At 73.5% G+C, this 12,585-nt stretch carries 11 protein-coding genes and 1 pseudogene; 2 read left to right on the plus strand and 10 right to left on the minus strand.

Going from position 1 to position 12,585, the window contains the following annotated elements:
- Positions 1-79 precede the first annotated feature (79 nt).
- The 3 genes from dapF to miaA form a co-directional block, all read right to left on the minus strand.
- Positions 80-949, minus strand: a complete 870-nt coding sequence (gene dapF, locus ABZ490_RS16360) for a diaminopimelate epimerase (RefSeq protein ID WP_358989807.1) — start codon at positions 947-949, stop codon at positions 80-82.
- A 34-nt stretch (positions 950-983) separates the two neighbouring features.
- Positions 984-1,505, minus strand: a complete 522-nt coding sequence (locus tag ABZ490_RS16365; protein ID WP_358989907.1) for a hypothetical protein — start codon at positions 1,503-1,505, stop codon at positions 984-986.
- A gap of 108 nt (positions 1,506-1,613) precedes the next feature.
- Positions 1,614-2,552, minus strand: coding sequence for a tRNA (adenosine(37)-N6)-dimethylallyltransferase MiaA (miaA, locus tag ABZ490_RS16370; RefSeq protein ID WP_358989809.1), 939 nt, complete (start codon positions 2,550-2,552; stop codon positions 1,614-1,616).
- 103 nt (positions 2,553-2,655) lie between these two features.
- Here miaA and ABZ490_RS16375 point away from each other — a divergent pair, with 103 nt between their 5' ends.
- Positions 2,656-2,928 (plus strand): Rv0909 family putative TA system antitoxin, encoded by a 273-nt coding sequence (locus ABZ490_RS16375; protein WP_358989811.1) that lies wholly within the window; start codon positions 2,656-2,658, stop codon positions 2,926-2,928.
- A gap of 15 nt (positions 2,929-2,943) precedes the next feature.
- Here the strand turns inward: ABZ490_RS16375 and ABZ490_RS16380 are convergent, their stop codons facing one another.
- From ABZ490_RS16380 to ABZ490_RS16400, 5 genes are all read right to left on the minus strand, one after another.
- Entirely contained in the window at positions 2,944-3,660 is a 717-nt protein-coding gene (locus ABZ490_RS16380) for a class III extradiol dioxygenase subunit B-like domain-containing protein (protein ID WP_358989812.1), read from the minus strand.
- A 367-nt stretch (positions 3,661-4,027) separates the two neighbouring features.
- Positions 4,028-5,557: a tRNA (N6-isopentenyl adenosine(37)-C2)-methylthiotransferase MiaB gene (gene miaB / locus ABZ490_RS16385; RefSeq protein WP_358989814.1), complete on the minus strand. Its 1,530-nt coding sequence runs from the start codon at positions 5,555-5,557 to the stop codon at positions 4,028-4,030.
- A 54-nt stretch (positions 5,558-5,611) separates the two neighbouring features.
- Positions 5,612-5,875: a hypothetical protein gene (locus ABZ490_RS16390; protein ID WP_358989816.1), complete on the minus strand. Its 264-nt coding sequence runs from the start codon at positions 5,873-5,875 to the stop codon at positions 5,612-5,614.
- Positions 5,872-6,252 (minus strand): VOC family protein, encoded by a 381-nt coding sequence (locus ABZ490_RS16395; protein ID WP_358989818.1) that lies wholly within the window; start codon positions 6,250-6,252, stop codon positions 5,872-5,874. Before ABZ490_RS16395 ends, ABZ490_RS16390 begins: the two co-directional genes overlap by 4 nt.
- A gap of 66 nt (positions 6,253-6,318) precedes the next feature.
- Entirely contained in the window at positions 6,319-7,119 is an 801-nt protein-coding gene (locus tag ABZ490_RS16400) for a protein phosphatase 2C domain-containing protein (RefSeq protein WP_358989820.1), read from the minus strand.
- Positions 7,120-7,383: 264 nt separating this feature from the next.
- Between ABZ490_RS16400 and ABZ490_RS16405 the strand changes: the two genes are divergently transcribed.
- The gene (locus ABZ490_RS16405; RefSeq protein ID WP_358989822.1) at positions 7,384-10,305 is read left to right on the plus strand and encodes a SpoIIE family protein phosphatase; all 2,922 of its coding nucleotides are present in this window, start codon (positions 7,384-7,386) and stop codon (positions 10,303-10,305) included.
- A 15-nt stretch (positions 10,306-10,320) separates the two neighbouring features.
- Here the strand turns inward: ABZ490_RS16405 and ABZ490_RS16410 are convergent, their stop codons facing one another.
- Together ABZ490_RS16410 and ABZ490_RS16415 are read right to left on the minus strand one after the other, a co-directional pair.
- The gene (locus ABZ490_RS16410) at positions 10,321-10,971 is read right to left on the minus strand and encodes a response regulator transcription factor (RefSeq protein WP_358989909.1); all 651 of its coding nucleotides are present in this window, start codon (positions 10,969-10,971) and stop codon (positions 10,321-10,323) included.
- Between the two features lie 680 nt (positions 10,972-11,651).
- Positions 11,652-12,557: pseudogene (locus ABZ490_RS16415) on the minus strand (sensor histidine kinase); the annotation flags it as partial.
- Between the last annotated feature and the right edge of the window lie 28 nt (positions 12,558-12,585).

Here is a 12,585-nt window from a genome sequence, read left to right on the forward strand (position 1 = left end):
CGAACCCCTGACCGTGCCTCAGGTGTGCGGTCACCTGTTCCGCGACCGCACAGGCCTGCGATACGAAGACGTCATCACGTCAACGAGCGGCGTTTTCGAGCCACTCGGAATCGATCTCGCCTGTGGCGACGATCACTGCGGGTCCGGTCATCTCGATCTCGCCGTCGGGGCGCTCGGTGATCACCAGGCGTCCGCCGGGGACGTCCACGGTGTACGTCGCGGGGTTGCCCGTGGCGGCCGGGTCCACGCCGTCCCTGCGGGCGGCGGCCACGGCGACGGCGCACGCGCCCGTGCCGCAGGAGCGGGTCTCGCCGGAGCCGCGTTCGTGCACCCGCAGGGCGACGTGCCCGGGGCCGCGGTCGACGACGAACTCGACGTTGACCCCGTCCGGGTAGGCGGAGGCCGGGCTGAAGGGCGGCGGGCTGTACAGGTCACCGGCGTGCGCGAGGTCCTCGACGAAGGCGACGGCGTGCGGGTTGCCCATGTTCACGTTCCGCGCGGGCCAGCTGCGCTCGCCGACGCTCACGGTGACCTCACCCTCGGGGAGGCGCGCCCGGCCCATGCCGACGGTGACGTCGCCGTCCTTGGCGATGTGCACGCTCTTGACGCCCCCGCGCGTGGCGACGGCGATGTCCCCCTCGGGGACGAGTCCCGCGCGCTGGAGGTAGCGCGCGAAGACGCGCACGCCGTTGCCGCACATCTCCGCGATCGAGCCGTCGCCGTTGCGGTAGTCCATGAACCACTCGGCCTCGGCCGCCATGTCCTCCCCCTCGGGGTGAGCGGCGGACCGCACGACGTGCAGCAGCCCGTCGCCGCCGATGCCCGCGCGCCGGTCGCACAGGGCGGCGACGGCGGTCGGGGGGAGGTCGATGACGTTCTCCGGGTCCGGGACGATCACGAAGTCGTTCTCGGTCCCGTGCCCCTTGAGGAAGGCGATCCGCGTGCTCATTCCTCGATCGTACGGCGTACCACCCACAGGCCTCTCAGCGCAGGCGGGCGACTCTCCAGACCGCGAGGACGGCCACCACGGCGACCAGGACGACGTACGCCAGGACGACCCGCCAGTCGAGGCGGCGGCCGGAGCCGCGCGCGGGGAGGCCGGGCCACGTGTAACCAACGCGACGGGCGGCCATCATGCCCCAGCCGGCCGCGCAGGAGCAGATCAGCAGCCCCAGCATGGCGATCACGGCCCCGCTGTCGCCGAAGTCGAAGGCGAGGGGGAAGGCGAACATCAGGGAGCCGGTCGCGGACAGGGCGACGATGGGCGCGAGCTGCCAGATCCGCAGCCGGCGCTGCGGGCGCAGCTCGACCTCGACCTCGGGCCCGCTCGCGAACATCTCCTCGGGCTCGGGACCGTCGTCGGTCACCCCGCCGCCCTGGGTGTCGTCCACCACGTCGGGGTCCACCGCGTCGGGCAGGGCTCGCCCGTCCCGGGGCTCCGGTTCCCCGTGCTCGGGGGTGAGGCCCTCGGTGCCTTGTGCGGTGTCACGAGGGCCGGCCTCCATCGCCACGCGCCCTCCCAACTCGGACTCCACTTGGTCGATCGAAGCTCGATGATGGCACGGCACCGGAGGCACGGATGACGGCCTGGGCGTCCCGATGCCATGACGTGATCAGGCTGTAACCGGTCGTTCCACCAACGCCAGCGCGAGCTCCGGAAGTTCTGTGAGATCTGCCGCAGCCCCACTCAACCAGTGCACCCGCGGATCGCGCCTGAACCATGAATCCTGACGGCGCGCGAAGCGCTTGGTGGCGCGGACGGTCTCGGCTCGCGCCTCGGCGTCCGTGCACTCCCCGGCGAGGGCGGCGAGGACCTGCTGGTAGCCGAGCGCGCGCGACGCCGTACGCCCCCCGCGCAGGCCTTGCGCCTCCAGTGCGCGGACCTCGTCCACGAGTCCGGCGTCCCACATGCGGTCCACCCGGCGGGCGATGCGCTCGTCGAGCTCGGGGCGCGCCACGTCGACCCCGATCTGGACGGTGTCGTAGACCGAGTCATGGCCCGGCAGGTTGGCGGTGAAGGGCCGGCCGGTGATCTCGATGACCTCCAGGGCGCGGACGATACGGCGACCGTTGCCGGGCAGGATCGCGTGGGCGGCCTCGGGGTCGGCGGCGGCCAGCCGGGCGTGCAGCGCCCCGGAGCCGCGCAGGGTCAGCTCCTCCTCCAGCCGGGCGCGGACCACGGGGTCGGTGCCGGGGAACTCCAGGTTGTCGACCGCGCCCCGGACGTACAGCCCGGAGCCGCCGACGAGGATCGGCCAGCGGCCCTCGGCGAGCAGGGCGTCGATCCGGGCCCGGGCCAGCCGCTGGTACTCGGCGACGGAGGCGGTGACGGTGACGTCCCAGATGTCGAGGAGGTGGTGCGGGACCCCGGCGCGTTCCCCGGGGGTCAGCTTGGCGGTGCCGATGTCCATCCCTCGGTACAGCTGCATGGAGTCGGCATTGACGACCTCGCCGCCGAGGCGCTGGGCCAGGAAGACGCCCAGATCGGACTTTCCGGCCGCGGTCGGTCCGACGACGGCGATGACGCGGGGGGTGGGTGCTGCGCTGCTCACCGCACCAGTCTCCCAAACCGGCGGGGGCAGGGCGGGATGCGTCCCGCGCGAGTACCGTATGCATTGGTATGGGCGGTTCAGTACCCGCGAGGGAAGGTGGCCCATGGGTCTCTTGGACAATCTGAAGGCCAGGCTCGCCCCGGCCAAGGGCAAGGTCTCGCACCTCGCCCATGAGCACGGGCACAAGGTCACGCACGGTCTCGACAAGGCGGCGAAGGTCGTCGACGAGAAGACCAAGGGCAAGTACACCGACCGGATCCACACGGGCACCGACAAGGCCAAGGGCGCCATGGACCGGCTCGCGCACCACGACGAACCTCCGGCGGGCGGCGGCGACACGTTCACCCCGCCGCGCACCCCGCCGCCGGCCTCCTGACCCCGCCCCGCCCCGCTAGGACCAGGTCGCGACCACGTACCCCACTCCGTACGGCGCGTCCTCGTACAGCAGCGCGCCGCTGAGCCCGGCGTTCTCGGCGGCGCCCGCGAGGACCTGCCAGGAGGTACGGCCGGCGGCCTTGAGTTCGTGCGCCAGACCGGCGTCGAGCGCCTTGAGCGCGTCCAGGTCCGCGGTGCCCAGCGCCCGGGCGACCTCCGCGTCGAAGGGGGCGGCGCGTTCGTCGAGGTAGCCGGGCGCCTTCAGGGTCCGGCAGGCGCTCGCGTCGCCCATGACGAGCAGCGCGACGCGGGTCGCCTGAGCGCCCAGCTCCCTGCCGACCTCGACGCACCGCTCGGCCGTGAGCGGTTCGCCGACCCCGAGTCCCTCGACGGGGGCGGCGGCCCAGCCGGTCCGTTCCAGCAGCCAGGCGGCGACCGCGAGCGAGGTCGGCAGTTCGCGTGCGGAGGGGGCGTCCACACCCGTCCGGCCGAGCCGTACCGTCACATCCACGCCGAAGCCGCCGAACGAGCCGCGCGCGCCCTCCGGATGCGGGCCGCGCCCCGCCTCCTCGGCGGGCCCGACGACATAGAGCCGGTCCGGGCGGGCGGCCGCGAGCACGGCCAGCGCGTCGGAGCAGGCGGCACGTGCCGCGTCCAGCTCGGGCGCGGCACCCGCGGCCACCTCGGGCACGAGCAGCGGCGGACAGGGACAGACGGCGGCGGCGACAAGCATGGTCGGCAGGGTAACCCCGCAGGTAACCCCGCAGGACACGGCACGACGCGGCACCTGCACCGACACGTCCGTGCGACACGACCGACGCCGGGCTTGCGACGCACACGCCGGGAGCGGGTCCCCGCGCATGCACAGGGCCGACCGCCCCTCTCGAACGCCGGTGCCCCCGACTGCCGCCCCGAACTCGGCAAGGACCCGCCACCCTCACGAACGCCGGTGCCCGCGCACCGGGCCGCTCTCAGACCCGGGGAAGACCGACCCCGAAGACGACAATGTCCCGCCCGCCCCACGAGTATCCGTGCCCACCAGCCCGGGCGCAGCCGCCCCTCCGGCCGGGCCTCGCCCGAGTCGCAGTACCCCGGCGGTGTCAGTCGCAGCCGCAGCCGCTGGCCGTCGGCAGCGGCTCGGGGGCCGGGGCGCCGATCCTGGGGAGGCCCAGCATGACGCCGGCCGGCTTGGCGGTCTTCTCGGCGTTGCGCTTCTCCCAGGCGTCGCCCGCGCGCGTGCGGCGCACGTCGAGGACGGCGCCCTCGGCGAGGAGGTGGTGCGGGGCGGCGTAGGTGATCTCGACCGTGACGACGTCGCCGGGGCGGACCTCCTGGTCGGGCTTGGTGAAGTGGACCAGGCGGTTGTCGGGGGCGCGGCCGGAGAGCCGGTGGGTGGCGCCGTCCTTGCGGCCCTCGCCCTCGGCGACCATCAGCTCCAGGGTGCGGCCGACCTGCTGCTTGTTCTCCTCCCAGGAGATCTCCTCCTGAAGGGCGACGAGACGCTCGTAGCGCGCCTGGACGACCTCCTTGGGGATCTGGTTCTCCATGGTCGCGGCCGGGGTGCCGGGGCGCTTGGAGTACTGGAAGGTGAAGGCCTGCGAGAAGCGCGCCTCACGGACGACGTGCAGGGTCTGCTCGAAGTCCTCCTCGGTCTCGCCGGGGAAGCCCACGATGATGTCGGTGGTGATCGCCGCGTGCGGGATCGCGGCCCGCACCTTCTCGATGATCCCGAGGTAGCGGTCCTGCCGGTAGGAGCGGCGCATGGCCTTCAGGACCGGGTCGGAGCCGGACTGGAGCGGCATGTGGAGCTGCGGCATGACGTTCGGGGTCTCCGCCATGGCCGCGATGACGTCGTCGGTGAAGTCGCGCGGGTGGGGGGAGGTGAACCGGACGCGCTCCAGGCCCTCGATCCGCCCGCAGGCGCGCAGCAGCTTGCTGAAGGCCTCGCGGTCGCCGATGTCGGAGCCGTAGGCGTTGACGTTCTGGCCGAGCAGGGTGATCTCGGAGACGCCCTCGCCGACCAGCGCCTCGATCTCGGCGAGGATGTCGCCGGTGCGGCGGTCCTTCTCCTTGCCGCGCAGGGCGGGGACGATGCAGAAGGTGCAGGTGTTGTTGCAGCCGACCGAGATCGACACCCAGGCCGCGTACGCGCTCTCGCGGCGCGTCGGCAGCGTGGAGGGGAAGGCCTCCAGGGACTCGGCGATCTCGACCTGGGCCTCCTCCTGCACACGCGCGCGTTCCAGCAGGATCGGCAGCTTGCCGATGTTGTGCGTGCCGAAGACGACGTCCACCCAGGGCGCCTTCTTCACGATGGTGTCCTGGTCCTTCTGCGCGAGGCAGCCGCCGACCGCGATCTGCATGCCGGGGCGGGAGGCCTTCTTCGGCGCGAGACGGCCGAGGTTGCCGTACAGCCGGTTGTCGGCGTTCTCCCGGACCGCGCAGGTGTTGAAGACGACGACGTCCGCGTCCCCGTCGGATCCCTCGGGGGCGCGGACGTAGCCCGCCTCCTCCAGCAGCCCGGACAACCGCTCGGAGTCGTGGACGTTCATCTGGCACCCATAGGTGCGGATTTCATAGCTCTTGGGTGCGGGAACGTCCACTGCGAGGCTCCGGTCGCTGCTGCTGGTCATGCCTCAAGGGTAGGTGCTCGCGCGTGAGCCCCGCCCCTGCCCGTTCACCGCCTCTCAGGTCTCGATCACGGCGTCGCAGTCGGGGCAGACCACGGACTCGTGTTCCGGCGGGTACCAGCGCGCTCCCTCGTGCTCCGAGGGCTGGCGGCGGGCCCGCACCATGGCGAAGGTGTCCTTGCCGCACAGGGTGCGCGGCCCGGTCGTACCGGGCGTGCCGGGGGCGGCGGGGGCCGCGTGCACCCTGCGGACGTGGGACTCCGCGCCACCGGGTGCGGCGGCCACCGGGTTCTCTACTTCGTAGACGACGATCTCACTCATGTCCGTACCGGTTCCTCGATGACGGAGAGCACATTGCCCGCCGGGTCGGTGAACCACGCGATCAGCGGACCCCCGCCGCGGAAGATGCCCTTGTCGTCGGCCTGGAGATGGTCGTAGCGCGCGAGGCGCACCCCCCGGCGGGTCAGCTCGTCCACCGCCGCCTCGATGTCGTCGACGGGGAAGTTGAGCACGGTGTAGGTCGCCGGGGTGTGATCGGGCTTGGGGTAGACCAGGATGTCCCGGTCGCCCGCGATGTGCAGGGTCAGCAGCCCGTTCTCCTCGGACACCCGGAGGCCGAGCGTCTCGGCGTAGAACGTCCTGGCCGCGTCAAGGTCGTCCACCGAGAAGCCGCTGAACGCCTTCGTCGTACCGAACATGATCGCCTCCCAGGCGTGGGTTGCCGGGCATGGTTGCCGGTCGTCTGCCGGTCGTCTGCCGGTCGTTCAGGCCCCGAAGCCGTCCGGGACCGCACCGCCCTCCCCGTCCGCCCCGTCCGCCCCGTCCTCGGCGACGCGGACGACCGCGAGCGTGATGTTGTCGGGGCCGCCCGCGGCGATGGCGGACTTCCACAGTTCGAAGGCGGCGCGGACGTCGTCGTACTCCCGCATCACCTCGTCGAGCGCCTCGTCCGGCACGGGATCGCTGAGGCCGTCGGTGCAGATGAGATAGCGCTCGCCGGGGGTCAGGGGCACGGTCGACACATGAGGGTGCACGGGGCGGTGGGTGAGGGAGCCGCCCAGGCACTGGGTGACGAGGGAGGTGATGTGCCGGCCGGGCCCGAGCGGCGGGCTGTCGTCCACGCTGACCCGGCGCAGTCCGTCCGGGGAGGCCGCGTAGACCCGGCTGTCGCCCACGTTGAACACCAGCGCCGAGCCGGGGCGTACGACGACTCCGGCGACCGTGGTCCCCATGCCGGCCAGCTCGTTCTCCGGGTCGCCTGCGGCCTCGTACACCGCGCGGTTGCAGGCGCTCAGCGCGTCGCGCACGGCGTCCTCGCCGGTCAGGAGCGCGCCGACGGCGGCGATCCGGCGGGCGACGAGGGCGCTGGCCACATCGCCGCCGGGATGTCCGCCGAGCCCGTCGGTGACGGCGGCGACGAGGGGGGTGCCGAGCGGGAACACCAGGGTCTGCGGGTTCTCGGTGACGGTGGCGCACAGGGTCCACGGCCCCACGACGAGGCTGTCCTCGTTGCGTTCACGGAGCAGCCCGGGGTGGCTGAGCGCACTGACGGCGACGTACGGCACGGGACGTCACCGCCGGCCCCGGTCGCCACTGCCGGTCTTGCCGGTCATGACTCCAGCCTAGGCGGCCCGCGGGAGGTTTCCACCGGTCGGGGGCCGCGCGCCGCGACTTCCGTGTCTTCCGCGCGACCACCGTGACACCCCTGGACCGCGTTTGATCAACTTGGCTCGTTCTTTAGGTCGTTGAACCGTGAAACTGGCAGGAAACCGCCGGTGAGAATGTGTGAAAGGGGTTTCGTACGAGAACGGGAACGATAGGTTCCCAGCATGAACGCACGGCTCGCTCTGCTCAGCGCTGTGGCCCCCGGTGTCACGGAGAGCGAGGTGTTCCGGCTTGCGTTGCAGCACGCGACGGCCGAACTGGGCGCGCTCGGCGCGGCGATGCATCTGCGGGGTCCGATGTCGGCCCTGCGGCTGGTGTCGGCCGCGGGCCTCCCGCCCGTTCTGACCCGGTCCTGGGAGATCGTCGACCAGGACGGTCCGTCGGCTCCGGCGCGTGCGCTCCGGGGGAGCAAGGGCGTGTGGGTGCCGAAGCCCGCCCGGCCGGTCCCGGGGCCCGTCTGGCCCGGCACCGGACTCGCCGCCCTCCCCGTGTTCAGCGGCACGCGCAGCGTCGGCGCGCTGACCGTGGTGGCCGGCGAGCACGGTGAACCCACGGCGGAGCACTGGGAGTTCCTGCGGTCCCTGGTCGCCTGGGCCGAGGACCGCATGGCCCGGGCGCCGCGCCCGTCCGGGCCGGTGCGGCCGCGGCGGAACGGCGAGCGGCTGCGGCAGGCCCTCAAGGAGGTCCGGGTCGGCTCGTGGGACTGGGACATCCGCAGCGGCGAGCTGATCTGGGACGAGGCGGCGCTGGAGCTGTACGGCACCCGGTCGGCCGACTTCACCGGGAAGATCGACAGCTGGATGCGTGTCGTCCACCCCGACGACCTGGCGCCCACGCTGGCGGCGACCCAGCGGGCGATCCTCGACCGGTCCGTCTACGAGGCCGTGTACCGGGTACGGCGCGCGGACGGCTCGTACGGCTGGACGCACGCGCGCGGCCGGGCCACGTACGACGCGCGGGGCGAGGCGCTGCGCATGATCGGGGTGGGCTGGGAGAGCGACGAGTCGCGGAGCGCCCGCGACACGCTCGGCCGGGCCCTGCGGCACATGAGCGACGGCTTCCTCGCGGTGGACGACGAGTGGCGGATCACCTTCGCCAACCTGGAGGCGGAGCGGTTCCTGGGCTTCTCGGAGGAGGAGCTGTTCGGGCGGCTGCTCTGGGACCTGCCCGCCGCCCGGCAGGTGCCCGAACTGCAGGTCCGGTGCCTGGCCGCCGCGGCCGAGGAGAAGCCGGCCGGCTTCGACGTGCGGGTGCCCTCCTGCGGGTGCCGCTACCACCTGCGGCTGGTGCCGGGACCCGACGGACGCACCCTCTACTTCACCGACGTCACCGAGAACCGGCGGCTCGCCGAGTCACGGCAGTCGGACGAGCGGGCCGCGGCCGAGCGGTCGGCGCGGATCGCGGAGCTGGCCGCGGAGCTGGCGAAGGCGACCACCTCGCAGGACGTGGTGGACGCGGTGGCCCGCCGGGTGCTGCCGCCGTTCGCCGCTGCCGGGGTCCTGGTCCAGGTGACCGAGGACGAGCGGCTGCACTCCGTCGGGGCCGTCGGCTACCCGGAGGACTTCCTGGAACTCATCGACGGCCGCCGCCGGCTGTCCGGCGATCCCTCCTGGGACGCGATCCGCTCCGGTACGCCCCTGTTCTTCTCCTCGCCGCAGGAGCTGACCGCGCACTCCCCCCGGCTGACCGGGCTGCCGGAGCGCGCGGGCAAGCAGGCGTGGGCATTCCTGCCGCTCACCGCCTCCGGACACACGTTCGGGGTGTGTGTCGTGGCCTTCGACCGGCAGCGCCTGCTCACCGCCGAGGAGCGCGCCCTGCTGACCACGATCAGCGCCCTCGTGGCGCAGTCGCTGGAACGGGCCCGGCTGTACGACGCCGAGTACACCCGGTCCCGCGAGCTCCAGCGCAGTCTGCTCCCCCAGGCGCTGCCCGAGCTGGCCGCGTGCACGGCGGCCGCCCGCTATCTGCCGGCCGGGCAGGGCGCGGACGTGGGCGGCGACTGGTACGACATCATCCCGTTGTCCGGGGGGCGGGTCGCGCTCGTCGCCGGTGACGTCATGGGCCACGGGCTGCCGGAGGCGGCCACCATGGGGCGGCTGCGCACCGCCGTCCACACCCTCGCCGACCTGGAACTTCCGCCCGGCGAGATCATGGGCCACCTCAACGACATCGTCGGCGCCATGGGCGAGGGGTCGTACGCCACCTGTCTCTACGCCCTCTACGACTCGACCACCCGGCGCTGTTCCCTGGTCCGCGCCGGGCATCCGCCGCCGGCGCTGGTGCGTCCCGACGGGAGCGTGTACTTCCCGGAGCGGGACGCCGACCCGCCGCTGGGCGCGGCCGAGCCGCCGTTCGAGACGGTGGAGCTGGAGGTGCCCGAGGGCAGTCTGCTCGTGCTCTACACCGACGGTCTGGTGGAGTCGGCCAAGCGGGACATCGACGAGGGGACGGCGGAGCTGGCCCGGCTGCTGAGCGCGGCCCACGCGCGGGGCGCGTTCGACACCGCCGCGGAGCTGGAGCGTCTGTGCGACACGCTGACGGCCGCGCTGCTGCCGGCCGAGCAGCAGGCCGCCGACGACGCGGCGTTACTCGTCGCGCGTCTGCACGCGCTGCCCACCGCGCGGCTGGCCTCCTGGTCGCTGCCCGACGACCCGCGGGCGGCCGGGCACGCCCGCCGTCACGTACGGGAGCAGCTCGCCGTGTGGGACCTGGTCCGGCTCGCCCCCACCGCTGAGCTGCTGGTCAGCGAACTCGTGGGCAATGTCGTCCGGCACGCCCGGGGTCCGGTTCGGCTGCGGCTGCTGTACGGCGCCGAGCTGATCTGCGAGGTCTACGACGGCAGCCAGGCCATGCCCCGCATCCGCCGGGCCACGGAGACCGACGAGGGCGGCCGGGGTCTGCAGCTGATCACGGCATTGTCCGGGCGGTGGGGGGCGCGTTACACGGAGCACGGCAAGTGCATCTGGACCGAACAGCCGCTGCCCGGCCCGGACGGCACGCCGGAGGCGCCGAACGGCGAGCCCGAGCTGATGTTCCTGCCGGCGGCCGGCCTGGACCCGGACGAGGACTGGAGCACGCTGCTGTGAAGGCCGTGCGTCGGCTCAGGGGTCGATGAGGCCGGCGCGGATGGCGTAGCGGGTCAGCTCCAGGCGGTCGCGCATGCCGAGTTTCTGGAGGAGGTTGGCGCGGTGCCGTTCGACGGTCTTGGCGCTGATGTGGAGCAGGGTGCCGATCTCCCGTGAGGTGTGGCCCTCGGCGACCAGTTTGAGGATCTCCTCCTCGCGCTCGGTGATCGGCCGCTCGGGCAGCCCCTCGACACCGTCCCCGCGGTGCAGCCGCTCCAGGTAGGAACGGACGAGGGCTCGCTCGGCGCCGGGGTAGATGAACGGTTCGTCGCGCACGACGGCCCGGCAGGCCTCGACCAGGTCGCGGTCGGCGACGGACTTCAGGACGTACCCGCCCGCGCCCGCCTTGAGGGCCTCGAAGAAGTACTGCTCGTTGTCGTACATGGTCAGGACGAGGATGCGCAGGGAGGGCATCCGGCGGGACAGCTCACGCGCCGCCTGGAGCCCGGTCATCCGGGGCATCGCCACGTCGAGGACGGCCAGGTCGATGTCCCCGGCCCGGGCCCGCTCGACCGCCTCGGCCCCGTCCCCGGCCTCGGCCACGACCTCCAGATCGGGCTCCCCGTCGAGAATGAGCCGGACGCCGCGGCGGACGAGGGTGTGATCGTCGGCGAGGAGCACACGGATCGGCCGGGGGCCGGGCGGGGACGGGGCCGACGGCGCGGCCGATGCGGCGACGGGTGGTACGGGTGGTACCGGTGGTACGACCGGCCGCACCGGGCCGCTCGGGCTCACCGGGCCGCTCGGGCCCACCGGCCCGCCCGGGCTCATCGGCCCGCCCGGCCTCATCGGTCCGCCCGGGCTCATCGGCCCGCCCGGCCTCATCGGTCCGCCCGGGCTCATCGGTCCGCTCCGAACGGGCCTGCGGACGGGCCTGCGGACGGCGGGCTGCCCTCGGCACCACCGGTGACGGACCCGTCCGCCATGACAGGCCCGTCCGCGGTGAGGGGCCCGTCCGCCGTCACAGGCCCGTCCGGGGTGACAGGCCCCGCAGCCGTGACAGGGCCCTCCGCCGTCACAGGCCCATCCGCGGCGGGGGGCCCGTCCGCCGTCACAGGCCCGTCCGGGGTGACAGGCCCCGCAGCCGTGACAGGGCCCTCCGCCGTCACGGGCCCCGCCGCCGTCACGGGCCCGTCCGCCGTGACAGGCCCCACCGCAGTGAGGGGCCCCACCGCAGTGACAGGCCCCGCCGCCGCGGCGGGCTTCGCCGACACCCTCAGCCATACGTCCGTGCCCGCGCCGCCGTCCCCGGGCCGCCCCGCACCGGAAGAACGTTTCTCCGAACCGCCCGCCCCGGCACCGGCACTCCCCCCACCGCTCGGCGACACCACGGCCAGCGACGCCCCTATCAGCAGGGCCCGTTCCCGCATGCCCGTGATGCCGGCGCCTTCCACGGCCGCCGCACGGAGGCCTCTGCCGTTGTCCCGGACGAGGAGTTCGACGCCGTCGCCGAGCGGGCGCAGCCGGAGTTCGGCACGGTCGGCGCCTGCGTGCCGCGCGGTGTTGGTGAGGGCTTCCTGGGCGACCCGGTAGAGCACGAGTTCCGTCTCCTCCGTCAGCGGCGGCAGCCCTGCCTGCACGTCATGGCGCACCGTCAGCCCATGGGTGGTGAACTCGGCCGCGAGCGAGCGCAACGCGCTGAGCAGGCCGAGTTCGTCGAGGACACCGGGGCGCAGCCGGCGCGCGATGTGCCGGATCTCCTCCAGCCCGGCCCGGGTGGCCTCCTGGGCCTGCCCCAGTTCCTCGCGCAGGTCCTCCGGCGCGCGGTCGGCGACCCGCTTGAGCTGGAGGAGGACGGCGGTCAGGGTCTGGCCGACCTCGTCGTGGAGTTCGCGTGCGATGCGATGGCGTTCGCCCTCCTGGGCGGACAGCGCCCGGCCCGCGCTGGCGGCGCGCTCGGCCTCCAGCCGGTCGAGCATCGCGTTGTACGTGGTGATCAGCTCCGCCGTCTCGACCGGCCCGGAGACCACGGCACGGGCGCCCGGCCGCAGCAGGTCGGCACCGGCCATCGCCCGGCCCAGCCGCCCGAGCGGGGCCAGGCCCACCCGCAGCACCAGGACGTTGACGGCCAGGAGCACGGCCAGCCCGCCGAGGACGACGAGCGCCTCGCCCGGCAGCACCGGCGTGGAGACGGTGACCGGGCCCAGAAGCAGCGCGGCGGCCACGGTCAGCCCGACGGCGTTGAGCGTGAAGATCCGCACGAACAACGACACGCTTCTGGTCCCTCCCTTCCCGCCACGC

Origin of the sequence: Streptomyces sp. NPDC005811, from assembly GCF_040630405.1 — a bacterium.
In the GTDB taxonomy this organism is placed as follows: Bacteria; Actinomycetota; Actinomycetes; order Streptomycetales; family Streptomycetaceae; genus Streptomyces.

Bases quoted from the DNA above. Each gene is read 5' to 3' on its own strand.
- ABZ490_RS16390 (WP_358989816.1), bottom strand. From the start codon at position 5,875: ATGAGTGAGATCGTCGTCTACGAAGTAGAGAACCCGGTGGCCGCCGCA.
- ABZ490_RS16405 (WP_358989822.1), top strand. From the start codon at position 7,384: ATGAACGCACGGCTCGCTCTGCTCAGCGCTGTGGCCCCCGGTGTCACG.
- ABZ490_RS16395 (WP_358989818.1), bottom strand. From the start codon at position 6,252: ATGTTCGGTACGACGAAGGCGTTCAGCGGCTTCTCGGTGGACGACCTT.
- ABZ490_RS16380 (WP_358989812.1), bottom strand. From the start codon at position 3,660: ATGCTTGTCGCCGCCGCCGTCTGTCCCTGTCCGCCGCTGCTCGTGCCC.
- miaB (WP_358989814.1), bottom strand. From the start codon at position 5,557: ATGACCAGCAGCAGCGACCGGAGCCTCGCAGTGGACGTTCCCGCACCC.
- ABZ490_RS16375 (WP_358989811.1), top strand. From the start codon at position 2,656: ATGGGTCTCTTGGACAATCTGAAGGCCAGGCTCGCCCCGGCCAAGGGC.
- dapF (WP_358989807.1), bottom strand. From the start codon at position 949: ATGAGCACGCGGATCGCCTTCCTCAAGGGGCACGGGACCGAGAACGAC.
- ABZ490_RS16365 (WP_358989907.1), bottom strand. From the start codon at position 1,505: ATGGAGGCCGGCCCTCGTGACACCGCACAAGGCACCGAGGGCCTCACC.